This window comes from Curtobacterium sp. MCPF17_051, from assembly GCF_003234595.1.
GTDB lineage: Bacteria > Actinomycetota > Actinomycetes > Actinomycetales > Microbacteriaceae > Curtobacterium > Curtobacterium flaccumfaciens.
The window spans coordinates 132,218-154,845 of record NZ_QKSE01000012.1 but is presented as its reverse complement, the minus strand read 5'-3'; the positions used below and the strand labels follow the sequence as shown (position 1 = coordinate 154,845).

Annotated in this window: 25 protein-coding genes and 1 tRNA gene; 12 read left to right on the top strand and 14 right to left on the bottom strand. The window is 70.5% G+C overall.

The features are described from left to right. Positions 1–209 precede the first annotated feature (209 nt). Together DEJ35_RS11350 and DEJ35_RS11345 are read left to right on the top strand one after the other, a co-directional pair. Positions 210–425 (top strand): hypothetical protein, encoded by a 216-nt coding sequence (locus tag DEJ35_RS11350; protein WP_027466417.1) that lies wholly within the window; start codon positions 210–212, stop codon positions 423–425. 7 nt (positions 426–432) lie between these two features. After that, positions 433–2,286, top strand: coding sequence for an ABC transporter ATP-binding protein (locus DEJ35_RS11345; RefSeq protein WP_111123349.1), 1,854 nt, complete (start codon positions 433–435; stop codon positions 2,284–2,286). Positions 2,287–2,332: 46 nt separating this feature from the next. Here DEJ35_RS11345 and DEJ35_RS11340 read toward each other — a convergent pair whose 3' ends face one another. The 14 genes from DEJ35_RS11340 to DEJ35_RS17040 all read right to left on the bottom strand — a co-directional run bounded on the left by DEJ35_RS11340 (position 2,333) and on the right by DEJ35_RS17040 (position 14,967). After that, a complete protein-coding gene (locus tag DEJ35_RS11340) occupies positions 2,333–3,835 on the bottom strand; it encodes an NAD-dependent succinate-semialdehyde dehydrogenase (RefSeq protein WP_110861401.1) in 1,503 nt (500 codons plus the stop codon). After that, positions 3,832–4,452, bottom strand: a complete 621-nt coding sequence (locus DEJ35_RS11335) for an isochorismatase family protein (RefSeq protein ID WP_181435572.1) — start codon at positions 4,450–4,452, stop codon at positions 3,832–3,834. The genes DEJ35_RS11340 and DEJ35_RS11335 overlap by 4 nt, the downstream gene beginning before the upstream one ends. Positions 4,453–4,475: 23 nt before the next feature. Beyond that, positions 4,476–5,987 carry a D-alanyl-D-alanine carboxypeptidase/D-alanyl-D-alanine-endopeptidase gene (gene dacB, locus DEJ35_RS11330; protein ID WP_111123346.1) on the bottom strand — a complete coding sequence of 504 codons (1,512 nt, stop codon included), beginning with the start codon at positions 5,985–5,987 and terminating at the stop codon, positions 4,476–4,478. Positions 5,988–6,060: 73 nt separating this feature from the next. After that, positions 6,061–7,056, bottom strand: a complete 996-nt coding sequence (locus DEJ35_RS11325; protein WP_111123345.1) for a Gfo/Idh/MocA family protein — start codon at positions 7,054–7,056, stop codon at positions 6,061–6,063. A gap of 41 nt (positions 7,057–7,097) precedes the next feature. Beyond that, positions 7,098–7,538 carry a BLUF domain-containing protein gene (locus tag DEJ35_RS11320; protein ID WP_181420108.1) on the bottom strand — a complete coding sequence of 147 codons (441 nt, stop codon included), beginning with the start codon at positions 7,536–7,538 and terminating at the stop codon, positions 7,098–7,100. 192 nt (positions 7,539–7,730) lie between these two features. After that, a complete protein-coding gene (locus tag DEJ35_RS11315; protein ID WP_110861412.1) occupies positions 7,731–8,525 on the bottom strand; it encodes a glycoside hydrolase family 16 protein in 795 nt (264 codons plus the stop codon). Between the two features lie 180 nt (positions 8,526–8,705). Further along, positions 8,706–8,778, bottom strand: a tRNA-Thr gene (locus DEJ35_RS11310). Positions 8,779–8,822: 44 nt separating this feature from the next. After that, positions 8,823–9,458, bottom strand: coding sequence for a TetR/AcrR family transcriptional regulator (locus tag DEJ35_RS11305; RefSeq protein WP_111123296.1), 636 nt, complete (start codon positions 9,456–9,458; stop codon positions 8,823–8,825). 24 nt (positions 9,459–9,482) lie between these two features. Next, positions 9,483–10,625, bottom strand: a complete 1,143-nt coding sequence (locus DEJ35_RS11300) for a DNA polymerase III subunit delta' (protein WP_111192741.1) — start codon at positions 10,623–10,625, stop codon at positions 9,483–9,485. Between the two features lie 25 nt (positions 10,626–10,650). Beyond that, positions 10,651–11,286: a dTMP kinase gene (tmk, locus tag DEJ35_RS11295; protein WP_110861418.1), complete on the bottom strand. Its 636-nt coding sequence runs from the start codon at positions 11,284–11,286 to the stop codon at positions 10,651–10,653. After that, positions 11,283–14,102 carry a type I DNA topoisomerase gene (gene topA / locus DEJ35_RS11290; protein WP_110861420.1) on the bottom strand — a complete coding sequence of 940 codons (2,820 nt, stop codon included), beginning with the start codon at positions 14,100–14,102 and terminating at the stop codon, positions 11,283–11,285. The genes tmk and topA overlap by 4 nt, the downstream gene beginning before the upstream one ends. Continuing rightward, the gene (locus tag DEJ35_RS11285) at positions 14,078–14,557 is read right to left on the bottom strand and encodes a hypothetical protein (protein ID WP_111192740.1); all 480 of its coding nucleotides are present in this window, start codon (positions 14,555–14,557) and stop codon (positions 14,078–14,080) included. Before DEJ35_RS11285 ends, topA begins: the two co-directional genes overlap by 25 nt. A gap of 1 nt (position 14,558) precedes the next feature. Then, positions 14,559–14,864 (bottom strand): TadE family type IV pilus minor pilin, encoded by a 306-nt coding sequence (locus tag DEJ35_RS17320; protein WP_181420110.1) that lies wholly within the window; start codon positions 14,862–14,864, stop codon positions 14,559–14,561. 10 nt (positions 14,865–14,874) lie between these two features. Next, positions 14,875–14,967, bottom strand: a complete 93-nt coding sequence (locus DEJ35_RS17040) for a DUF4244 domain-containing protein (RefSeq protein WP_146244782.1) — start codon at positions 14,965–14,967, stop codon at positions 14,875–14,877. A 50-nt stretch (positions 14,968–15,017) separates the two neighbouring features. Between DEJ35_RS17040 and DEJ35_RS11275 the strand changes: the two genes are divergently transcribed. The 10 genes from DEJ35_RS11275 to DEJ35_RS11230 all read left to right on the top strand — a co-directional run bounded on the left by DEJ35_RS11275 (position 15,018) and on the right by DEJ35_RS11230 (position 22,574). After that, positions 15,018–16,502 carry a recombinase family protein gene (locus DEJ35_RS11275; RefSeq protein ID WP_111192739.1) on the top strand — a complete coding sequence of 495 codons (1,485 nt, stop codon included), beginning with the start codon at positions 15,018–15,020 and terminating at the stop codon, positions 16,500–16,502. Positions 16,503–17,407: 905 nt separating this feature from the next. Further along, positions 17,408–17,821 carry a hypothetical protein gene (locus tag DEJ35_RS11270; protein ID WP_111192738.1) on the top strand — a complete coding sequence of 138 codons (414 nt, stop codon included), beginning with the start codon at positions 17,408–17,410 and terminating at the stop codon, positions 17,819–17,821. Further along, a complete protein-coding gene (locus DEJ35_RS11265) occupies positions 17,818–18,159 on the top strand; it encodes a hypothetical protein (RefSeq protein WP_111192737.1) in 342 nt (113 codons plus the stop codon). Before DEJ35_RS11270 ends, DEJ35_RS11265 begins: the two co-directional genes overlap by 4 nt. Further along, a complete protein-coding gene (locus DEJ35_RS11260) occupies positions 18,156–18,677 on the top strand; it encodes a bifunctional DNA primase/polymerase (protein WP_111192736.1) in 522 nt (173 codons plus the stop codon). Before DEJ35_RS11265 ends, DEJ35_RS11260 begins: the two co-directional genes overlap by 4 nt. Further along, a complete protein-coding gene (locus DEJ35_RS11255) occupies positions 18,619–20,157 on the top strand; it encodes an AAA family ATPase (RefSeq protein WP_181435571.1) in 1,539 nt (512 codons plus the stop codon). The genes DEJ35_RS11260 and DEJ35_RS11255 overlap by 59 nt, the downstream gene beginning before the upstream one ends. A 158-nt stretch (positions 20,158–20,315) precedes the next feature. Then, positions 20,316–20,747 (top strand): hypothetical protein, encoded by a 432-nt coding sequence (locus DEJ35_RS11250; RefSeq protein WP_146244781.1) that lies wholly within the window; start codon positions 20,316–20,318, stop codon positions 20,745–20,747. A gap of 30 nt (positions 20,748–20,777) precedes the next feature. Then, complete coding sequence (locus DEJ35_RS11245; protein WP_111192733.1) at positions 20,778–21,446, top strand: hypothetical protein; 669 nt, start codon at positions 20,778–20,780, stop codon at positions 21,444–21,446. Beyond that, positions 21,443–21,850 carry a hypothetical protein gene (locus tag DEJ35_RS11240; RefSeq protein WP_111192732.1) on the top strand — a complete coding sequence of 136 codons (408 nt, stop codon included), beginning with the start codon at positions 21,443–21,445 and terminating at the stop codon, positions 21,848–21,850. The genes DEJ35_RS11245 and DEJ35_RS11240 overlap by 4 nt, the downstream gene beginning before the upstream one ends. Positions 21,851–21,911: 61 nt before the next feature. Next, on the top strand, positions 21,912–22,337 hold the full coding sequence (locus tag DEJ35_RS11235; protein ID WP_146244780.1) for a hypothetical protein: 426 nt from the start codon (positions 21,912–21,914) through the stop codon (positions 22,335–22,337). A 9-nt stretch (positions 22,338–22,346) separates the two neighbouring features. Further along, entirely contained in the window at positions 22,347–22,574 is a 228-nt protein-coding gene (locus DEJ35_RS11230) for a hypothetical protein (protein WP_111192730.1), read from the top strand. Positions 22,575–22,628: the final 54 nt, after the last annotated feature.

The following is a 22,628-nucleotide window of genomic DNA, read 5'->3' as shown; positions in this document are numbered from 1 at the left end:
TCCGTCATGTGCGCCCCCCCCCCCCCCGCAACACGCCGTCGTGTCAGCGGGACGCCGCCTGCCCGCCGAGACGCCGCCGAATTCGGCGGCGTCTCGCGCGCGTGGCGGCGTCGAACGAAGACGCCGGCGTCTGCGCACCCGATGCAGCGCGGCGAGACGCCGTCAACGCAGGTTGACGAAGGCCGGTGCGTCAATGTAGGTTGACAGGCATGGACCGACCGACCATCACGAGCCTCGCGGCCGGAGCATCGGGGGACGACCCGTTCTCCGCCCTCGCCAACGTGCGGGAACTGCGCCGTGAGCTCGACCGGACCGAAGAGCTCGCCGCGCGACGTGCCCGCACCGCCGGCGCCTCGTGGCAGGAGATCGCGACGCTGCTCGGTGTCAGCCGACAGGCAGTGCACAAGAAGTACGGCAGAAACTAGGAACACGATGAGCTTCCCCTTCGCACGCCCGAAGACCTCCGACGGCCCCCGCGCCACGTTCGGCCGCCTGCTGTCCTACCTGTTCGAGAACAATCCAGCGATGGTCGTGATCATCGTGCTGAGCGTCCTCGGTGCGGGGGCATCGCTCGCGCAGCCACTCCTGGTCAACCAGGTCATCACCGCGGTGCAGCAGGGCAACACCCTCAGCACGCTCGTGTGGCTGCTGGTCGGGCTCGTCATCGTCGCGGGAGTGCTGAACGGCGTGCAGCACTTCCTGCTGCAGCGCGCGGGCGAGGGCGTCGTGCTCTCCACCCGCCGCAAGCTCATCGCCCGCATCCTCAACCTGCCGATCTCGGAGTTCGACACCCGCCGAACCGGTGACCTGGTGTCCCGCGTCGGCAGCGACACCACGCTCCTCCGGGCCGTCCTGACCCAGGGACTGATCGAGTCGATCGGCGGCGCGCTCACGTTCATCGGCGCCATCGTCGCGATGGCGATCATCGATCCACTGCTGCTCGGCATCGTGATCGTCATCGTCCTGATCGCCATCGTCGTCGTCGGCGGACTAAGCCGTCGCATCCGGGTCGCCTCGAAGCGTGCGCAGGAGAAGGTCGGCGACCTCACTGCCGCCGTCGAACGCGGGATCGGCGCGGTCCGGACCATCCGAGCGGCCGGCGCCACCGAGCGCGAGGTGCGCGAGGTCGACGGCCACGCGACCGAGGCCTACAAGCGGGGCCTCGACATCGCGAAGATGTCCGCCTTCGTCGTCCCCGTCGCCAGCATCGTCATGCAGGTCGCGTTCATCGCCGTCCTGGGCGTCGGCGGGGCACAGGTCGCAGCCGGCACCATCACCATCGCGACGCTCATCACGTTCATCCTGCTGCTCTTCATGATGATCATGCCGCTCGGCCAGGCCATGGGCGCGGCCGTCGCCGTCGCCCAGGCGCTCGGCGCGCTCGGCCGGATCGAGGAGATCCTGCACCTGCCGACCGAGTCCCAGGACGACGAGTCGGCCCGGCCGGCCGCAGCCGTCGCCACCGACGACGCCATCGCGTTCGAGCACGTGTCGTTCCGGTACCGCGCCCAGGCGGACGCATCGGGTGCCGACGGCGCGGTCGCGTCCGACCCCGCGGACCGCCCAGGAGGCCCGGATCACGTCGACGACGAGCGCCCGGCCGACGACGTGGTGCTCCACGACGTGTCGTTCCGGGTGCCCCGCGGCTCGCGCGTCGCACTCGTGGGCCCGTCCGGCGCCGGCAAGTCGACGACCCTGGCGCTGATAGAGCGGTTCTACGACCCCTCCGACGGCGTCATCCGCCTGGGTGGCATCGACGTGCGCGGCATGGACCGCGACGAGCTCCGTGCCCAGATCGGCTACGTCGAGCAGGACGCGCCCGTGCTCGCCGGCACGATCCGCGCCAACCTGCTGCTCGGGTCGCCGAACGCCACCGAGGACGACTGCGTCCGGGTGCTCGAAGCGGTCAACCTCGGCGAGGTCCTGCACCGCGATCCCCGCGGTCTCGACGCGCAGGTCGGTGAGGACGGCGTCATGCTCTCAGGTGGGGAACGGCAGCGCCTGGCCATCGCCCGCGCGCTGCTCGCCGCTCCCCCGATCCTGCTGCTCGACGAGTCGACGTCGTCACTCGACGGGGTCAACGAGCAGAAGATGCGGCTCGCGATCGACGCCGTCGCCGAGGACCGCACCCTGCTCGTCATCGCCCACCGGTTGTCCACGGTGGTCGACTCCGACGTGATCGTCGTGCTCGAGCACGGCCGCGTCGTCGGCAGCGGCACGCACTCCGAGCTCGTGGAGTCGACGCCGCTCTACCGCGACCTGGCGAAGCACCAGCTGCTCGTGTGAGTACGGGTACGGCCGCGTGCACCGCGGCCGTACCGCCGACTCGGGCTCAGGCGGCGAACGGGTCCGGCGTCAGGACGTAGACGGTCTCGAGGTACTCCTCGATGCCCTCGTGCGATCCCTCGCGGCCCAGGCCCGAGGACTTCACGCCGCCGAACGGGAACGCCGCATTGGACACGACTCCCGTGTTCAGCCCGAGCATGCCCGTCTCCAGACGCTCGGCCAGGCGCTGGCCGCGCCGGAAGTCGGTCGTGAAGGCGTAGGCGATGAGTCCGTACTCGGTGTCGTTCGCGAGCCGGATCCCCTCGTCCTCGGTACTGAAGCGCGTGACCGAGGCGACCGGTCCGAAGATCTCCGTCGTCATGATCTCCGAGCCGGGCTGCACGTCGTCGATCACCGTCGCCTCGTAGAACGTGCCCGGGCGGTCGATCCGGTGGCCACCGGTGACGAGCCGGGCACCGCGACCGAGGGCGTCGTCGACGAGCGAGGCGGCCTTGTCCACGGCGCGGTCGTCGATGAGCGGTCCGAGCGTCGTGCCGTCCTCGGTTCCCCGGCCGACGCGCAGGGCGTCCACCTTCGCGGTGAGGGCCGCGACGAACGCGTCGGCGATGCCGTCCTGCACGAAGAACCGGTTCGCCGCGGTGCACGCCTCGCCCGTGTTGCGGAACTTCGCGAGCATCGCCGCGTCCACCGCCTCGTCGAGGTCGGCGTCGTCGAACACGAGCAACGGGGCGTTGCCGCCGAGCTCCATGCTCGTCTTGAGCACGTTGTCCGCCGCCTGCTTGAGGAGCGCCGAACCGACCGGGGTCGAACCGGTGAACGTCAGCTTGCGCAGGCGCGGGTCGGCGATGATCGGCTCGGACAGCCCCTTGGCGTCACTCGACGGGATCACGTTGAGCACACCGTCCGGCAGCCCGGCACGGCGGAACAGCTCGACCAGGAACAGGGTCGTCAGCGGGGTGAGGTCGGCCGGCTTCGCGACCACCGTGCAGCCGGCAGCCAGGGCCGGGCCGATCTTCCGGGTCGCCATCGCGAGCGGGAAGTTCCACGGCGTGATCGCGTAGACGGGGCCGACCGGACGCTTCAGCACGATCGCGCGCCCGGTGCCCTCGGGGTTCGTGCGGTAGTCACCGGTGATGCGGACCGCTTCTTCCGAGAACCAGCGCAGGAACTCGCCGCCGTAGACGACTTCGCCGCGGGCCTCGGCCAGGGGTTTGCCCATCTCGAGCGACATCAGGGCCGCGAGGTCGTCGGCGTGCTCGTGCACCAGGTCGAACGCCCGGCGCAGGATGTCCGACCGTGTGCGCGGGGCCGTGGCTGCCCAGGACTCCTGTGCGGCGGCCGCGGCGTCGAGGGCGGCGATGCCGTCCTCGGGTGTGGCGTCGGCGACCTCGGCCAGGACGGCACCGGTCGACGGGTCGTGCACGGCGAACGTGGACCCGCTCGACGAGGCACGCCAGGTGCCCCCGATGAAGAGTCCGGTGGGGACGCCCTCGACGCGGACGTGCTCGTCGGCGACGGTGGTGGTCTCGTTCGTGGTGGTGTCGGTCACAGTCGTGCTCCTCCTGGGTTCGCGAGGCCCTCGTCCATGTCGCTGCGGTCGACGTGTCCGCCGGCCGCCCGGATCTCGTCGAGCGCCCGGGCGCTGCGCTCGGCGTCGACGCCGGCCACCAGGTCCTCGTACACGGCGACGTCGAGTCCAGCGGCACGGGCGTCGAGTGCCGAGTCTCGGACGCAGTGGTCGGTCGCGATGCCGACGACGTCGATCGTGTGCACGCGGCGCTCGGCGAGCAGGTCGGCCAGCGGGACGCCCGCTTCGGTCACGGCCTGGAACGCCGAGTAGTCCGGCGTACCCTGGCCCTTGAGGACGTCGACGTCGATCAGTGCGGTGTCGAGATCAGGGTGGTAGTCGGCGCCGGGCGTCCCGGCGACGCAGTGCACCGGCCACGTGTCGACGAAGTCGGGTCCTTCGGGTCCGGCGAAGTGTCCGCCGTTGTCGTCGTCCCCGTGGTGCCAGTCGCGGGACGCCACGATGAGGTCGTACTCGTCCCCGTGCCGACCGAGGAACGCGGTGATGCGCTTCGCGAGCGCCGCTCCCCCGGTGACCGCGAGCGCACCGCCCTCGGTGAAGTCGTTCTGGACGTCCACGACGAGGAGTGCTCTTGCCATGGGTCCATCCAACACCCGTCGGCTCAGGAGCCGGTGAGCTTGCTCCCGCACGAGTAGGTCGCGGCGGTCACCGCGTCGAGTGCCGGCAGTGCCGCCGCACGCGGCGAACCGATGGCGTAGAAGGCGAAGGTCAACCGAGACCCGTCGGCGGCGTCGATGTAGCCGCCGAGGGTGTTCGCGCTGTCGATCCAGCCCGTCTTCGCGTGCACCTTGCCACGGGCGACCGCGTTCGCGCCGGTGAACCGGCTCGCGAGCGTGCCGGACTGCCCGGACACCGGCAGGGCGTTCGCGAGCGTCCCGAGGCCCTTCGCGCCGGAGGCGACCTGCACCATCAGGTGGGCGACGAACTCCGGCGACACGGCGTTCGAGGCGCTCTCGCCCGAGCCGTCCTTGATCACGATGCCGGCCGGGTCGAGGCCGTACGAGCGCAGCGCCGACTGGTACACGGACGACAGGGACGCCGCCGAGCCGTTCGACCCGGACTCCTTCGAGGACACCCGGGCGAGCATCTCGGCCAGGGTGTTGTCCGAGTTCGGGATCATCTGCCCGATGAGCGTCGACACCGGCTGCGAGGACACCGTGGCGATCGTCTCGGTGCCCGTCGTCGCCCGCTTGACGATCTGCGCGGAACCGGCGCCCGCGACGCCCGCGTTCGCCAGCGCCGTGCGGAAGGCGACGCCCGCGCGTCCGACCGGGTCCTCCGACCGCGGTGACGTCGCCGCTGCGGGGTTCGCTCGGTCGCCGTCGACCATCAGCGCGGTGACCTCCGGCTGGTACCCGATGGTGCGCTCGGAGACCGGCCACGTGGGGTCCCAGGCGTCGGCATCGCTCCAGTAGGAGTCATCGGTGACGATCGTGGTGACCGGGGTGCCACCCACCTTCGCCTTCACCTGCTGCGCGAGCTGGGCGAGGGTCGGGGCGCCCGGGTACACGGTCCCGCCGCCGGCGGACAGCGTCGCGTCGCCGTGCCCGACCAGGGCGACGGTGTTCGCGGACTCCCGTGTGACGGTCGTCGAGATGCGGTGGTCGCCCCCGAGCACGGAGAGCGCGGTCGCCGAGGTCAGGGTCTTCATGACGCTGCCCGTCTGGGCGGCCCGTTCGCCGTGCTTCGAGAACAGGACCTTGCCCGTCTCGGCGTCCATCACGTACCCCTCGAAGTCGCCGAGGCCGCTCGCCGACGCAGCCGTCGCGATCGAGCAGGTCCGGAGGGCGGACGGGCCGGCGAGGTCGTCCGGCACGACGCGGGCGTCGGCGGTCGGCGTCGGGGACGGCTTCGCCGTCGGGCGCTTCGTGGTGGTCGTCCGGTCCGGAGCCGAGGACGCGGTCCGGGTCGAGCTCGGCGCGGCGGCCGTCCGGGAGTCCGGGGTCGTGGCTGCTGCGACGGCGACGGCCCCACCGGAGCCGACCACGAGCAGCGCCGCGAGACCACCTGCGATCCAGGGGACCGGGCGTCGTGCGGCGGATGCGCGCACCGCGGTGACGGCGGCGCGGAACCGCTCCGGGACGGAACGCGGGGTGGGCTGCTGCTCGGACATCGCGTCCGATCCTACGGAACTGCGGCAGGAGCCTCCAGGCCGGGGGCGGGATCCGTCGAGGACGGGCGCCGGATCAGGGAGCCGCGACGGGACCGTCGGCGGGGTACCGGACCCCGACCTGGCGACGCGCCTCGTCCAGCACCGCCATGATCGCGACGGTCTCGTCCGGGTCCATCGGGCCGTCGTCGTGGCGGCCCGACGTGATCATCGCCTCGAAGGCACGGGCCTCGTGCTCGTAGCCGGCGAGTTCCTCGCGACCGTCGAACTCCTCGACCACGGCACCGTCGCGGTCGCGGATCCGCCAGGTGGTCGGCGTGTACCAGGTGGAGTCGAGGTCGATGCGGCCGGTCTCGCCGATGATCGACGCCGTGTTCGGACTCCGCAGGTCCATCCCGAAGTGGATCATCGACTGCGCGCCGCCCGTGTGCGTCATGACCAGGCCCATCTGCTCGTCGACGCCCTGCTCGCTCAGCGTGCCCGCTGCGACGAGCGCGGTCGGCACGCCGAGCACGTCCACCGCGAAGGACACCGGGTAGATCCCGAGGTCGAGCATCGCTCCCCCACCGAGTGCCGGGTCGCGCAGCCGGTGACCAGGGTCCGTCGGGAGGGCCTGGTGGTGCGTCGCCTCGACGACCATCGGGCGACCGATCCTGCCCTCGGCGACGATCTCGCGGATCATCGCCATCTGCGGCAGGAAGCGGGTCCACATCGCCTCCATCACCGCGACACCCGATCGTCGAGCGGCGTCGACGACCGTACGGGCCTCCTCCGCGGTCATCGTGAAGGCCTTCTCGACCAGGACGTGCTTACCCGCCCGGATCGCGAGCAGGGCGTCCTCGGCGTGCCGGACGTGCGGGGTCGCGACGTAGACCGCGTCGATGCCCTCGTCCGCCACCAGGTCCTCGTAGGAACCGTGGGACCGCTCGATGCCGAACTCCGCGGCGAAGGCCTCGGCGTGTCCGCGGGTGCGGCTGCCCACGGCGGTGAACACGATGCCAGCCGCGGTGCAGTCACCCACGAAGGACCGTGCGATGCCGCCTGTGCCGATGACTCCCCAGCGAACCGTCATGGATCCTGTCTACCAGCGCGACGTGGGCTGCGGCGGTGCTGTCAGCGGCGGTGCTTGCCGAGCGCAGCGTCCGGGGCGGCCATCGGGTGGTTCCGGAACCAGCGCAGGAGCTCACGGGCACGGCTCGTGTCGGCGCTCGCGTCGCCCTCGGCGAGGAACGAGTCGAACCCGTCGGGCAGCTCGGCGTCCGGCTCGCGGTGGAACGCCATCTTCCACTCCCCGAAGCGCGGGGTGTGGATGCGCTCCTCGACCAGCAGGCCGACCTCGGTGTGCCGCGGGTCGTCGATGATGCGCTGGTACGTCTGGAGCACGGCTCCTTCCGGACCCTCGAGCAGCTGCATGAACCGGCCGTCCTTGTAGACGAGCAGACCGGACAGGCCGGACGCCGCGTTGCGGAGCCGTGCGTGCTCGAGCAGTGCGTCGAGCCGCTCCTGGTCGAACACCTCTTTCGCTGCGCTCATGTAGACCAGGGACAGCAGCATGACGACCTCTCGGTGACGACGGAACGGGTTCCCTCTCATCGTGGACCGCGCCGACGCCGTCGGGCAGCCCCAGAACGGGGATCGTCCCCGTCCGCGCACCCGCGTCGAGGTTCGGGTCATCGACGCGAGCACACGGGTGTCGGGTCGTACGACCGGACTGATTCGGAGCCCCCGTCCGGGGGGATTGGTCTCTCACCTGTCGTAGGTGCGGACCCAGTCGATCTGGACGTGCCCCGGGTCGCCCCAGTTGCCGATCTGGAACATGTACCGATGCGGAGTGGTGGGCACGTTGCGCGGCACCGTGAACACGAGCTTGCCGTCGAGGTAGTACCGGACGCTCTTCCCCGGCACCCACTCGGTCGTGTACGTGTGCCAGTCGTTCCAGGACACCCGGGTGTTGTAGTGCTCGAAGCGGCGCTCCAGCCCCGGCAGCATCGAGTGGTGGAAGACGCGGGGCGACCCGTCGAACTGTCCCTCCGGGTAGCTCACCTCGCCGTCGGCCCAGACGTTCGACGTCGGCCAGAGCATGACCGCGATCCCGTTGCCGTCTCCGCCGGTCGCCCGCGCACGGATGCTGAAGGTGCCGCCGACGTGTGACCACGCGCCGGTGGGCGTGCCGAACGTTCCGGCAGCACCGTGCTCACCGTCCATCGCGACGTCCAGGTAGCCGTCGTGGGCGCTGACGAGCCCGTTCGAGTAGTACTTGCCGCCGGTGCCGTCGGGGTACGGCTGCCACGAGTTCCGGTACGTCTCGGCGAAGGGGCCGCCGGCTGCGGCGGGGGTGTCGAAGTCCTCGGAGAAGGTCGGCTCGCGGTCCGCCAGGTACGCGGGGCCGGTCGCGGACGCCGTCGGGGTCGCGGACGAACCGGTGCTCGGCGACGAGGTCGACGCCGACGTCGCGCCGGACTCGGGCACTGCTGCCGCGGTCACCGCGAGGGCTCCGGCAGTGGCGGCGACCACGACGATGACCAAGACACGCTTCAGCACGGCGTCATCGCCGGTGGAGCGCTGGGCTGGTGGTCGGTCATCGTGTCCCCCGTATCGCGGACAAGGCTAGCCCGCGATCACGCCGGACGTCTGCCCCTCGGGCGAGGGACACGGATTCGTCCGGAATACGAAAACCCCGGTCAGAGCCACTTCGAGTGGACCTGACCGGGGTGTTCACGGAGCCGCCTGTCGGAATCGAACCGACGACCTATTCATTACGAGTGAATCGCTCTACCGACTGAGCTAAGGCGGCGCACACTCCATGTCCGGAGTGGCACGAGCAATGACTATACAGGTTCAGACGAGTGAACGCGAAACCAGCACGCCGAGCTCGGAGAAGGACCGTTCGAGCTCGTCGACCAGGTGCGTTCCGGCTTCGGAACCCGACCACTCCCACCAGGCGTGGCGCAGAGCGGCGAGGGCGACGATGGCCGCGAGCCCCGCGCGACGACGGAGCGCCTCGGGGTCCGCGGCGAGCTGCGGGTCGGCGTCGTCGAGCCGCCGCGCGATGGCCGCCTGCAGCTCCGCCTGGAACTCCTTCATGGACGCCATCCGACGGCTGAACAGCTCCGGGTTCGCGCGGAGGACCTGCTGCCGCTCCTCGATGAGCCCGCGCTCCTCGATCAGTTCGCGTGTCGAGTGCACGAGCAGCGCGCCGATGTCGGCGAGCAGGTCGCCGCTCGGACCACCGTCGACGAACGCCTGCAACGCCGCGTCGTCGGGCAGCTGCGGGTCGTCTCCGAGGATCGCCTGCTCCTTGCTCGGGAAGTAGTTGAAGAACGTCCGGGGCGAGATGTCGGCCCGCCGGGAGATCTCGTCCACCGTGACCGCGCCGAGGCCGTCCTCGATGGCGATCCGGAGCGCAGCCTGCTGGATGGCGCGCCGGGTGGCGCGGCGCTTCCGTTCGCGCAGGCCGGGTTCAGCGTCGGGCATGCCGTGATTGTCGCACGCCGTGACTCAGCGGCGGGCGCGGGCGATGGTGACGAGCAGTGCTTCGAGCGCCAGGAGTGCCGCCACGTTGGCCGCGATGCGCTGGCGGGCCAGGGCCACGGCGTCGAGGACCTCGAGCGCGGCAGCGGGTGGGATCGTTGGCAGCGCGTGCTCGAGCTGGTCCTGCATCGCCAGGTTGACCGGTTCCGCCGGGGCTCCGAGCCCCAGCAGGAGCAGGTCGCGGTACAGCGAGGAGACGTCCACCAGGATCCGGTCGAGGCCGTCGCGCAGGCTGCGGGTCGCACGGCGTTTCTGGTCGTCCTCGAGGGCGCGGAGCTGCGACCGGAGCGCCGGCGGGATCGTCCCGCCGGGTTCGACCCCGAGCGAGCGCAGGGCTGCGTCGCGCTCTTCGGAGTCCCGCTGCTCGGTGATGGACTTGGCGTCCTCGTCGGCGACGGCGAGGAGCTCGGCGGCCGCCATGACGGCGTCACCCACGCTCCGCACACCGAGCACGGTCGTCAGGGTCCGGCGACGACGGTCACGTGCCGGCTCGCTCGTGGCCAGGCGCTGTGCCATGCCGATGTGGCTCTGCGCCTGACGGGCAGCATCCATGGCGAGGGCGCGGTCGACACCGGTCCGGGCGACGAGCAGGTCGGCGACGGACTCGATGCCGGGCACCCGCAGACGGACCGAGCGGACGCGCGACCGGATCGTCGGCAACAGGTCGGCTTCACTCGGGGCGCAGAGGATCCAGACCGTACGCTCCGGGGGTTCCTCGAGCGCCTTGAGCAGCAGGTTCGAGGTGCGCTCGGTCATGCGGTCGGCATCCTCGATGATGACGACGCGGTAGCGCCCGACCGACGGCGAGTAGTACGACGAGGTGACGAGCTGCCGGATCTCGTCGATCGTGATGATCACGCGCTGGGTCGTGAGCACCGAGACGTCTGGGTGGGTCTTCGCGGTGATCTGCCGCAGTGTGTGGTCGTCGTCGGGGCCGTCGCCCACGAGCGCCGCGGCGAAGGCGGTCGCCACGTTCGACCGTCCCGACCCGGGCGGGCCGGTGATGAGCCACGAATGCGTCATGCCGCCGGTGCCGCCGGTCGACTCGGCTGCGTTGCGCAGCGACGCGACCGCTTCGTCCTGCCCGGTCAGGCCGTCCCACACGCTCACGGGACCATCCTGTCAGTGACCACCGTCATGCCGGGTCGATCCCGACGAGCGGGGCGACCGCTCGACGGATCGCGTCCTGTACGGCGTCGGTCGGGTCCGAGGCGTCGACCACCAGGAAACGTGCCGGCTCGGCCTCCGCCATCGCGAGGAAGGCCTGACGGACGGACTCGTGGAACGCCGCGGCCTCGGACTCGAGGCGGTCGAAGGTGTCCCCCCGCGCCGCGGCCACCCGGGCGCGTCCGACGGTGACGTCGAGGTCGAGCAGGATCGTGAGGTCCGGTGCCAGGCCGTCCGCTGCCCACTCCGAGACGGAGCGGACCTGCTCGGCGCCGAGCCCCCGCGCGACGCCCTGGTAGGCGACGGACGAGTCGATGTAGCGGTCCTGCAGGACGACCTCGCCACGCGCGATCGCCGGACGGACGATCGTCTCGACGTGCTGGGCACGGTCGGCCGCGTACAGCAGCGCCTCGGCCCGGGGTGCGACGTGGCCCCGCTCGTGCAGGACCATCTGCCGGATCTGGACGCCGAGGTCGGTGCCGCCGGGTTCGCGGGTGCGCACCACGGTTCGACCGTGCGCACCGAGCCACGCCGAGAGCAGCTCCGCCTGGGTCGTCTTTCCCGCGCCGTCGCCGCCCTCGAGCGTGATGAAGCGACCGGTCACTTCTTCTTGGCCGCCGTCCGACGAGCCGGGGTCTTCTTCTTGACCGGCCCCTTGGCACGCTTGTCGGCGATGAGCTGGACCGCGCGGGCGTGGTCGACGGCCTCGACGTCCTCGCCCTTGGGGATGGTCGCGTTCGTCTCGCCGTCGGTGACGTACGGGCCGAATCGGCCGTCCTTCATCTTGATCGGCTTGCCGGACACCGGGTCGGCGTCGAACTCCTTGAGCGCGGCGCTCGCGGTGCGGTTCCCGCCGTACTTCGGCTGCGCGAACAGCTCGAGTGCGCCGGGCAGGTCGATGTCGAAGATCGCGTCCTCGCCGGGCAGGGTCCGGGTGTCGGTCCCCTTCTTCAGGTACGGCCCGTACCGGCCGTTCTGCGCCGTGATGTCGTTGCCCGTCTCCGGGTCCTGGCCCACGACGCGGGGAAGGTCGAGGAGCTTCAGCGCCGTCTCGAGGTCGACGGTCTGCGGATCCATCGACTTGAAGAGCGAGGCGGTGCGTTCCTTCGGCGCCGCGGCCTTCTTCGTCGTCTTCTTCGCAGGCGCCTTCTTTGCGGGGGCCTTCTTCGCCGTCGCCGTCTCGCTCGTCGCGGTCGCAGCAGCTGCCTCGGCCGCCGGGGCCTCCGCCACTGCGGGCGCCTCGACGACCTCGCCGGTCTTCGGGTCCACGGTGGGTTCGGGCTCGGGGGTGCGCTCCGTGACGTAGGGGCCGAAGCGGCCGTCCTTCGCCAGGACTTCCTTGCCCGTCTCCGGGTTGATCCCGACGACGCGATCGCCGATCACCGGGGCGTCGACGAGTTCCTTCGCCTTCTCGACGGTCAGTTCGTCGGGAGCGAGGTCCTCGGGGACGTTGACGCGCCGCGGCTTCTCGGGGTCGTCGCTCGGCACCTCGATGTAGGGGCCGTACCGACCGATCCGGAGTGTGAGGCCCGGAGCGAGCTCGACCGAGTTGATCTCGCGGGCGTCGATCTCACCGAGGTTGTCGATGACGGTCCGCAGGCCGCGCTGGTCGTCGTCGCCGCCACCGAAGTAGAAGCCCTTGAGCCAGTCCACCCGGTCGGCGTCGCCGCGGGCGATGCGGTCGAGGTCTTCTTCCATCTCGGCGGTGAAGTCGTACTCCACGAGCTCGCCGAAGTACTCCTCGAGCAGCCGCACCACGCTGAACGCGATCCAGTTCGGCACCAGCTGCGTACCGCGGAGCGAGACGTAGCCGCGGTCGATGATCGTCGGGCTGATGGTGGGGTAGGTCGACGGACGCCCGATCCCCAGCTCTTCCAGCGTCTTGATGAGGCTCGCCTCGGTGAAGCGCGGCGGCGGGGTGGTGTCGTGCCCCTTCGCCTCGACGTCGCTGACCGCGAGGTGCTCGCCCTGGGCCACGTTCGGCAGGGCGACGTCCTGACCGGCACGCTCGGAGGACTCGTGGCGGTCCTCGTCACGGCCTTCTTCGTAGGCGCTGAGGAAGCCGCGGAACGTGATGACGGTGCCGGAGGCGGTGAACTCCGCGTCCGTGCCGTTCGCGGTCGAGGCGATGCCCTCGACCGACTCGGCGGAGGAGATGCCGAGCACGATCGATGCGGTCGAACCCTTGGCGTCCGCCATCTGGGAAGCGATGGTGCGCTTCCAGATGAGGTCGTAGAGGCGCCACTCCACACCGGTCAGGGTGCCCTGCAGGTCTTGCGGGGTGCGGAAGGAGTCCCCGGCGGGACGGATCGCCTCGTGCGCCTCTTGCGCGTTCTTGCTCTTGCTCGCGTAGAGACGGGGCTTGTCCGGAACGGTGGCCGAACCGTACAGGTCCGCTGCCTGCTTGCGAGCGGCGTCGATGGCCTGCTTCGAGAGCGAGACCGAGTCGGTACGGATGTAGGTGATGTAGCCGTTCTCGTACAGGGTCTGCGCGGCACGAGCGGTCTGTCGCGGGGACAGACGGAGCTTGCGTGCGGCTTCCTGCTGGAGCGTCGACGTGGTGAACGGGGCGGCCGGACGTCGCGTGTACGGCTTCGAGTCGACGCTGCGGACGGTGGCGTCACCGGCGCGCTCGAGGACCGTCGTCAGCGACGCGGCAGCGGCCTGGTCGAGCCGGACGACGTCTCCGCTGAGGGTGCCGCGGTCGTCGAAGTCACGACCGGAGGCGACGCGGGTGCCGTGGATCCGGGCGAGTCGCGCGGAGAAAGAGGACTCGCCGGCCTTCTCGAACCGGGCGGAGAGGTCCCAGTAGTTGGCGGAGACGAAGGCCAGGCGCTCGCGCTCACGGTCGACGACGAGACGGGTGGCGGCGGACTGCACACGGCCGGCGGACAGACCGGGCGCGACCTTGCGCCACAGGACCGGGGAGACCTCGTACCCGTAGAGACGATCGAGGATGCGGCGGGTCTCCTGCGCGTCGACGAGGGCGGTGTCGAGCTCACGGGTGGCTTCCTGCGCGCGCTGGATCGCCTCCTTCGTGATCTCGTGGAACACCATCCGCTTGACGGGCACCTTCGGCTTCAGGACCTGCAGCAGGTGCCACGCGATCGCTTCGCCCTCGCGATCTTCATCTGTTGCGAGGTAGAGCTCGTCGGCGTCCTTGAGGGCGCGCTTCAGCTCGGAGACGGTCTTCTTCTTGGCGTCGGACACGACGTAGTACGGCTCGAAGCCGTTGTCGACGTCCACCGAGAACTTGCCGAGGGAGCCCTTCTTGAGCTCGGCCGGCAGGTTCTTCGGCTCGACGAGGTCGCGGATGTGTCCGACCGAGGCCTGGACTTCGTATCCGTCACCGAGGTATTGCGCGATCGTCTTCGCCTTCGCAGGGCTCTCGACGATCACGAGCTTCTTCGTGCCTGGCACGTGTCTCCTTGATCGATGGTGCTGATCGGCCCTGTCCACGAGCGTGTCCGGGTCGACCGGGACATCGGTGACCGCGGGCCGACAGGCACACCATACACATAGTGTTCGGACGGGTCGCCTGCCGGACCGGCCACCGCGAGTGCGCCGACGACGAACGGACCGGTGCCCACGACCACGCGGACCCGGGCCGTGGTGGCGACGAGTTCGCAGGCGTCGAGGGTGGCCCCGTTCGCGGTGGCGATCCGGGTGGCGACGGCGCAGGGCTCCCCCGGCACCAGACCGGTCGCGGACGCCGCGGTGCCCACCGCGGCGGCGTCGGCGGCACCCTGGGCCCGGATGGCCTGCGTGCGGTGACCGGCTGCGGCGAGCGCCGACGACCCGACGAGGACACCCACGCCGAGGACCGCCACGAGCAGCACGGTCGCCGAGCCGCGTAGGCCGTCGAGACTCGTCACGTCAGCCCCCTCGGGCCACGGCGCACCCCGTCGCGGTCAGTGGGAGCGCCGCGAAGGGACCGGTCCCGCCGCGCGTGGCGTCGACGCAGACCAGGTCGCCGTCCGACCGGACGACGACCGAGACCCCCGGGACGATCCGGTCAGCCGCGGACCGGCCCTGGCTCTCGTCGTCGCGCCCGATCGCCCGGGCGGCCGTGGCTGCGGCGAGTTGCAGGCGGCCCTGCGCATCGACGACGAGCACCGCCGCGACGAGGGCGGTCAGCACGAGCGCCACCACGGGGAGCGCCACCGCGAACTCGACGGTCACGGAGCCGCGCTCACAGCGAGAGCGCACCACGGACGAGGTCGGTGAGGATGGTCTGGACCTCGCCGGAGCGCATGACGGCGACGAGCACACCGGCGAAGGCCACGGCGGCCGCGGTAGTGCACGGAGGGCAGGAGTGTGCCTAGGCTTACGGACATGTCCACAGAAGCCGTGATCTACGTCCGCCAGTCCCTCGACATGACGGGCGAAGGGGCGGCCGTAGAGCGGCAACTCGAACTCTGCCAGGCGATCGCGAAGGAGCACGGCTGGCCGGTCGCGCAGGTCTACTCCGACAACAACCGGAGCGCATCGAAGCGCAACGGCGTCCGACCCGCGTACGACCAGATGGAGAAGGACTTCGAGGCCGGAAGCTTCGACGTGCTGATTTGCTACGACCTCGACCGCCTGACCCGCCAGCCTCGCCAACTGGAGGACTGGATCGACGCCGCGACTCGTCGGCACCTCCGGATCATCACGGCCAACGGCGAGGCCGACCTCGCGACGGACAACGGGCGCATGTTCGCCCGCATCAAGGCCACCGTCGCGCGAGCCGAGATGGAACGGAAGGGTGCCCGCCAGAAGGCGGCGAACGCTCAGCGGCGATCCCAGGGCGTCCCGTCGTCGGGCCGCGTCCCGTTCGGGTACTCGTGGGTCAGTGCCGCCGACCGGCGAGCACGGGGCAGCCTCGCGGCGTACGACATCGTGGAGGACGAGGCGGCCGTCGTCCGGGACATGTACGACCTCCTCATTGCGGGGTCCAGCCTCGGCGCGATCGCCCGGCAAATGAACGACCAGGGCCGCCTCACGCGAGCGGGCGCACAGTGGCAGCCCTCCACCGTGAAGCGCCTCCTCCTCTCCCCGTTCAACGCCGGACTGATCCCGCCCCTCCGCGAGGACGGCGGGCACTACACGCCCGCGAACGTGGACCCGGACCTCTGCATGGAGGGCGCGTGGGAGGGCATCGTCTCGCGAGACCGGTGGCTCGCCGCCCGCGGCCTCCTCAGTGCCCGGAAGCCCCACGGCCAGGGCACCGCGAGGAAGTGGCTCCTGTCCGGCCTCGCGGTGTGCGGCGTGTGCTTCGAGCCGATCCGCTCCGGTGGCGGCGACAAGGGCGTCCAGTCCTACCGGTGCCGGTCCATGGGCCACTTCATGCGCCGGGGCGCGCCCCTCGACGCCTACGTGTCCTCCCTCGTCGTCGCCCGCCTGTCCGAGCCGGACGCCGCCGACCTCCTCGTGGACCAGGACCGCCCCGACCTCGACGCGCTCCGTGCCGAGCGCCGGGAGGTCCAGGCCCGCCTCGACACCGTGGCCTCCCTCGTGGCGGACGGCACCCTCAGCGCCGACCAGGCCCGGGCCGCGGTCCGTGATCTTCGCGAGCGCCTGGCCGGGCTGGACGACCGGCTCACCGAGTCGGCTCGCGTCGAGGTGCTGGGCGGCCTGGTCGAGGCGGCGGACGTGGCGGCCGTGTGGGCGTCCCTGCCGCTGGACCAGCGCCGTCGGGTGGTTGACCTCCTGATGCGCGTCGAGGTCCACACGATCGGGCAGGGGAACCGGACGGGCGGCGACCTCAACGACCCGGCCGTCTTCCGTCGCGTGATGGCCCGCATGTCCGAGACGACGACGGTCACCTGGAAGGTCTGAGATACGCCCGCTCAACAACCCCGAGCGCTGTAGTCGAGGGGGCGTACACGCGAGCCGTCAGGACGGGGGAGATCGGGGGTGTTCGTTCCGCGCGAGCCGGGTATAGGCCACCGATAGTTACGTCTACATAACCAATGGCTTTCGCTGCCAACCCCGTCGTTCTCCAGGGTTTCTCTCTACTGCCCTCACCACCCGTGCCAGTCGTCCGGGTTGGTGCCCGGACGATCGTCCCGGACGAGGAGATGGCGTCCGACCGTCGTCCGGGTCCACGCGAGCGCTGCCATCCCCGTAGCTACTGGGAAGTAGAGCCATTCGTCCGGGTCGTCCGACCATCGTCCGACCACCGTCCGAGCCGTCCGTCCGGGTCCGGCCCCCTTAGGGGGTGCCGGTTACCCGGACGGACGACGACGGCACGGACACGGACAGATGAATAGGAAGATTCAATGTCTACTTTCGGGACATATCCACATTCTTGACGACACGCCGAATGCATTCCCCTATTGACCAGGTAATGCGGAACCAGGTACATTCGTATTACTGGTTGAGGCCAATACCTCGACTGGCCGGACCTAACGGCGTACTGCCCGTCACCGGGGTCTGAGGGCGGGGCACGATTCCCCGCGACAAGTAGGCACGCTCCCGTACAGCCTCCGATTACGACCTCCCGAGGGTCGGAGGTGTTGACGTCCAGCGAGACAGGACGAACTCCCTCCGATACCTGGAGTCCGTCTCTTGCCTACCTCCGTCATCCCCTCGTCCCCCTGGGACATCGTTCGCACCTTCTCGCGGCTCCCTGAAGCCGACCGTGCCGCGCTCCTGGCCGCCGTCCCGCCGCCGCCTCTCTCGCCCGCCATCCGCTCGGGTCTCGCTGGCGTCGTCGCGACCGCTCGAAAGGCGGCGTGACCATGGCAGACAGCCCCGAGCGCGCCGCGACCCGCAAGTCAGCCGGTCGCAAGGGCGGCTACAACCGCATGGCGAACATGACGCCCGAGGAGCGCGCCGCCCTCGGCAAGAAGGCCGGTGCCGCCTCCGCCGAGGCAGCCCGGAAGCGTCGCGCGGGCCTCGAAGCTCTTCGCGCCGCCCTGAAGGCCCAGGGTTGGACGGACGAGCAGATCGAGGCCGAGTACGGGATTAAGAAGCCCGCCCGCTCCTCCCGCCAGTACGCCAGCCTCCGGCCGTCGGCCGAGGAGTTGGACCCCTACCTCCGCGAGGTAGACGAGGAGTTCCCGGAGGGTCTGACCTACGACCAGCGGGTCCGCGAAGCCACGCTCCGACTGAAGCGTGACCGTGCCCGTGCCATCGAGGACGGCCTCCGATGACCGCCCCGAAGACGCCCCAGGAGTTCGCCGACGCCCGCCTGGTCGAGGCGATCCTCGCGTGCCGCACCCATAGGGCCGCTCAGGACCTCGTGAGGGCACTCCGAGAGTCCGGGAAGCCCCCGCGTCGGGCGACCCGCGCCAGCCCGTACGTGGACAGCGTGGCCCAGGGCCTCGCCTACGGGAACCGTCTGCTGAAGCACTCCGACCTCGTGGACCACCTCGTGGACGGCCTCGGCATCAATGAACGGTCCGCACTCTCCGCGATCTTCGAGGCGTACGACATGGGCCTGGTGAAGGTGTTCCGTCGCGAGACCGGCACCTACTACGGGGCCGCATGAGCGCCCGCGTCGAGAAGGCGCTCGCGTGGCTGGAGGCCGGGCACTACGTCCTCCCTGGGATTCCGGGGACGAAGCGTCCCGCCGTCGGCTACCAGCGCGACGGGATCGAGACCGTGACGGCCGACATGGTGCGCAAGTGGTGGAAGGACGAGCCGAAGGCCGAGGTACTGGTGGTCCCCGGCCGCGCGAGCACGCCCCTGCACGTCACGGACCTCGACTGGAAGCCGGGCCAGCCCGACGGCCGGGACTCGATCCGTGAGCGCGGCCTCGGCGACGAGTTCGACCTCGGCGGCGGCGAGCCGTCCCGGTCGGGCCTCGGCGAGCATCACTGGCGGCTCGCGAACCCGAAGCACGATCGCAACGGCACGGTCTCCGGCATCCTCCCTGGCGTGGACACCCGCTCCTACAACGGCCTGGTCTCCGTGACGCACTACCTCGGAGCCGATTCGGCCGGCCGACGTGACCGAGACTGTCCCGGAACTCCTCGCCACGGCCTACCAGCCGAGGAGCACACCTGAGGACCTGGACCTCGTGCGGACGCTCCACCGGTACGCGGAGCCGGGCAAGCCCTCGAAGCGCGCTCGGACGGCCGGGGAGGCGATCCTGGACGACGGTCAGGACCGCGGTCAGGTGCAGAAGCCCCTCCGCCACCTCCTCGGTCTCGTCCTCGAAGGCGAGCCGGGCGCGCTCGCGGTCTACACCGATGCCCGCGAGCGTTGGAGCACGCACCCCGAGGCCGACGTGGAGGCGGACTGGGACTCCCTCGCTCGCGAGGTCGTCGCCAGGGCCACGGACACCGACCCGATGGACGCCGGGCACCTCCTCACCCGGAAGGAGCGCAAGAAGGCCAGGAAGGCCGCGAAGAAGGACGCCGCGAAGGTGGCCGAGTTCGAGGCCGAGGTGGACGAGGAGGTGGACGAGCGGGAGGCCGCGATCCGTGAGCGCGTCGAGTGGCTGGCGCGCCAGGACGAGGCCCGGCGCCGATTCGAGGCGTCCCAGCGCGGCGAAGCGACGACCTTCGAGGACTCCCTCCTGTCGCTGGAGGACGTGCTGAGTCTCCCCGCCCCGGAGCCGCTGATCGAGGGTGTGCTCGACCGCGGGACGACGACGATGCTCTACGGCGCACCCGCGACCGGGAAGTCTTTCGTCGCCCTGCACTGGGCCTGGTCGATCGCGACCGGAAGCGCATGGCTCGGGCACGAGGTCGAGGCCGGGCGGGCGCTCTACGTCGCCGCGGAAGGCGTCTCCGGCCTCGGGGAGCGCGTCCGAGCTCTCCGTCTCGCGTGGCCCGGCGAGGTCGAGGACCGGCTCCTGTTCCGCACCTCGGCCGTGAACCTCACGAACGGCGCGGAAGTGGCCGAGATTGCCGCGACGGTCGCCGCTCGGGAGGTGGACTTCGTGGTCCTCGACACCCTCGCCCGTGTCGCCGGGGACGCCGAGGAGAACTCGTCCACGGCCATGTCTGGGATCGTGCGAGCGGTGGACACGATCCGCGCCGCCCGCCCCGGGTGCACGGTCGTTCTCGTCCACCACGAGGGCAAGTCCGGCGATCTTCGCGGCTCCTCAGCGATCCTCGGTGCGCTCGACGTGGCGCTCCGGCTCCACGGCGACCTCGTGAAGACCCTCGAGTTCATGAAGCGCAAGGAAGGTCCGATCGAGCGCGTGGCCGACCTGGTGTTCCAGACCATCGAAGGCACCTCCTCAGGCGTCATGAGCGGCACCCGAGGCCACCTCCACCGCGAGGTCGAAGACCTCCCGAGCCGGGACGACGAAGCGCTCCAGGCCTTCCACCGGGGCTTCTCGGAAGTCGGCGCAACATCGGCGGCGTTCCGGGACACCCTCGTGGACTCGCTCGGGTTCAAGCGCACTCCGGCCTACGACGCGATCAACCGCCTGGTCTCGCGCGGCTTCCTGGAGAAGACCGGGAAGACCAGCCTCGCGATTACCCCTTCCGGTCGAAGGCACGTGACCGACGCCCTCGACCTACTCGACCCCTAGACACACAAAGGAAAATCACCATGGCTACATACCCAATACGTACCCCCGGAGCGCTCGGAGGTCTGGAGGACCGGATTGCGCGCCTGGAGCAGCAACTACGCCGAGTGTCTTCCCCGACAGCGGAGCAGTACGCCCAGGCCGTCGCGAGCCTCCCCCTCGTGCAGACCACATCGGGCGGGACCTACGGCCTCGGCCTCACAGACCAGGCGTCGAACGTGTACCGCGAGTGGGTGACGATGACCCTGGAAGTGCCGCAGGGGAAGTCCTCGCTGGACGGCATGGTGATGGCGACCGCCTCGATTGCCGACGCCTCCTCGGGCGGCGTCGCTTTCGTCAACATGCGAATCCGAGTCGGGTACCCGTCCGGCGACCAGTTCTCGATGGTCTTCCCGTCCGCGAAGCAGTTCGGGTCCTACGACTCGCGAAACGCTCTGACGGGGGCCTACTGGGTCAGCCAGGTCGGATTGAAGCCCGGCGACATTGTCGAAATTGGCATTCAGCTCGCGGCCTCCAGCCCATCGGCCTTCCCTGCCGCCACCGGCAACGACCTGGAGGCGTCCACGATCGTCTCCGCTGCCAACCTCCACTAACCCTCAACACCAACTCGAAGGACATATCCCATGACGAACACCACTTTCCAGACCAACGACCGTGCTCTCCAGTACAGCGTCGAACTCCCCACCCCGGAGAACATCCCCGTGAAGCCGCTCGCGGAGGCCGTGGACCGGTTCCGCGTCGCGGACGACCGGCTCCGTCGCCTCCGTCGCGAGGTCACGGTTCTGGACACCGCGATCCCTCAGGCTGTGAAGGCCGACCAGCGCCGCGCCCAGATTGCAGTCGAGGACGGCGCAGAGTCGATCGAGGACCCGACGGAACTCGAAGACCTCGCCCGCGCCGCCCTCGCGAAGGCTCGCGCCGCCGTCCGCCCAACGGAGGCGCTGGCGATGGAGGCCTTCGTGAAGGTCGAGTCCGCTGTGACCGAGCATGGCGTCGAGTGGGCTGCCTCGTCGGCTCGCGACCTCGACGCCGCGCTGAACAGCATCGCCAGCGTCCTGAAGACCGTCGAGACGATCGCCGCTCGCGTGGACCAGGCCTATGGCGTCACGCCCCTCGCGCTGGAGGGGGTGCGCTACACGAACACGGGCGGCCACGTGGTGTCCGTGAGGGACAGCGAAGCCGCCGTCCAGATCGGCGCGGCCGTAAGCGCGCTCCAGAAGGCCGCGGGCCTCGTCCACGAGCGCATCGGTGTGGCAAAGGCTGCCGTGACGGCGAAGGCGGTCGCCGAGTGAGCGGCAAGAAGGGCAAGGGGGCGGTCGAGAAGTCGGCCGCCCCGGCCTCGGCCCGCGAACTCAGCGAGGATGCCCGGAAGACCCTGGAGTGCCTGGTCCGCCGTCGCGAGGGGCAGCCCCTCGAAGAGATTGCGCTCGCCACCGGCCTGACGCCGTTCGAGGTGGCCGAGCGGGTCAAGGTCGCCTACGGCCGCCTCGCGAGGCAGACCGCCGACGAACTCCGGATCGACGTGGAGCTTCGCCTGGACGACGTGCTCCAGCGACTCCACCAGGACCTCCGGCTCGCGCTCGACCAGCCCGCCCGGAACGCGATCTACGCCTTGATCCTGAAGACCGAGGCCCAGCGCACCCGGCTCCTCGGGTTGAACCTCCCGGATCAGGTGCCGGACGTGACCGATGCCTAGGCGGATCGAATTGGCGAGGACGGCCACCGATCGGACCGCCCTCCTCCGGACACTCCCACTCGTGAGCCTCCTCCTCCCGGAGTCCGCCCTGAAGCCGCCGAGCCGGGACGCGCTGAAGGCCCTCGACTCCGTGGACCGGGACAGGCTCCTCGACGCGGAGGAGGCGCTGGAGCGCGAGGAAGACCGCTTCCTCGCGTGGTGCCTCGGCATCGAGGAGGACGTGGGCGGACCGGCGACGGCCGAGGAAGTCGCCCGCTGGACGAAGCGCCGCGAGAAGACGGCGAAGCGGGCGCGGAAGGCCGAGAAGGCCCGCGAGAAGGCCGCCAGGAAGGCTCAGGAGGGCCGAGCGGAGGCCGAGCCGGTCCTCGCCCACCGCGGGGCGTTCACGCTCTCAGACGAGGACGAGGAGCACCCGGCCTCGCGAGCGCCAGTCCTACCCCCACCCCCACGACGCCCGGAGTCGGGCGCGTACGACGAAGACGACTAGGAGTGCACCATGACGAAGACCGCCACGGAACGACAGGCCGAGCGCCTGTCAGCCGCGATCGAGGCCGAGAGGTCACGCCGCGAGGCCGTCGAGGAGAAGCGCGAGCCGACCCCGACGGAGCGACAGATCGCCCACCTCGACGCCCAGGAGGGGGACCGGCTCGCGAGGATCCGGGCCGCCCGCCACCGCGAGGAGGTGGCCGCCCGTCACGACGACGAAGACGAACCGATCAAGTAGAATCGCCCCAGTCATTGACGGACTCATAGCCCCTCGGCTCCCATCTCGGGCCGA

Coding starts and splice junctions, on each gene's coding strand:
- DEJ35_RS11305 (WP_111123296.1), bottom strand. CDS start 9,458: ATGCCCGACGCTGAACCCGGCCTGCGCGAACGGAAGCGCCGCGCCACC.
- DEJ35_RS11320 (WP_181420108.1), bottom strand. CDS start 7,538: ATGCTGCTGTCCCTGGTCTACATGAGCGCAGCGAAAGAGGTGTTCGAC.
- DEJ35_RS11335 (WP_181435572.1), bottom strand. CDS start 4,452: ATGGCAAGAGCACTCCTCGTCGTGGACGTCCAGAACGACTTCACCGAG.
- dacB (WP_111123346.1), bottom strand. CDS start 5,987: ATGTCCGAGCAGCAGCCCACCCCGCGTTCCGTCCCGGAGCGGTTCCGC.
- DEJ35_RS11275 (WP_111192739.1), top strand. CDS start 15,018: ATGTCCACAGAAGCCGTGATCTACGTCCGCCAGTCCCTCGACATGACG.
- DEJ35_RS11265 (WP_111192737.1), top strand. CDS start 17,818: ATGACCGCCCCGAAGACGCCCCAGGAGTTCGCCGACGCCCGCCTGGTC.
- DEJ35_RS11260 (WP_111192736.1), top strand. CDS start 18,156: ATGAGCGCCCGCGTCGAGAAGGCGCTCGCGTGGCTGGAGGCCGGGCAC.
- DEJ35_RS11230 (WP_111192730.1), top strand. CDS start 22,347: ATGACGAAGACCGCCACGGAACGACAGGCCGAGCGCCTGTCAGCCGCG.
- DEJ35_RS11270 (WP_111192738.1), top strand. CDS start 17,408: ATGGCAGACAGCCCCGAGCGCGCCGCGACCCGCAAGTCAGCCGGTCGC.
- DEJ35_RS11345 (WP_111123349.1), top strand. CDS start 433: ATGAGCTTCCCCTTCGCACGCCCGAAGACCTCCGACGGCCCCCGCGCC.
- DEJ35_RS11245 (WP_111192733.1), top strand. CDS start 20,778: ATGACGAACACCACTTTCCAGACCAACGACCGTGCTCTCCAGTACAGC.
- DEJ35_RS11325 (WP_111123345.1), bottom strand. CDS start 7,056: ATGACGGTTCGCTGGGGAGTCATCGGCACAGGCGGCATCGCACGGTCC.
- DEJ35_RS11350 (WP_027466417.1), top strand. CDS start 210: ATGGACCGACCGACCATCACGAGCCTCGCGGCCGGAGCATCGGGGGAC.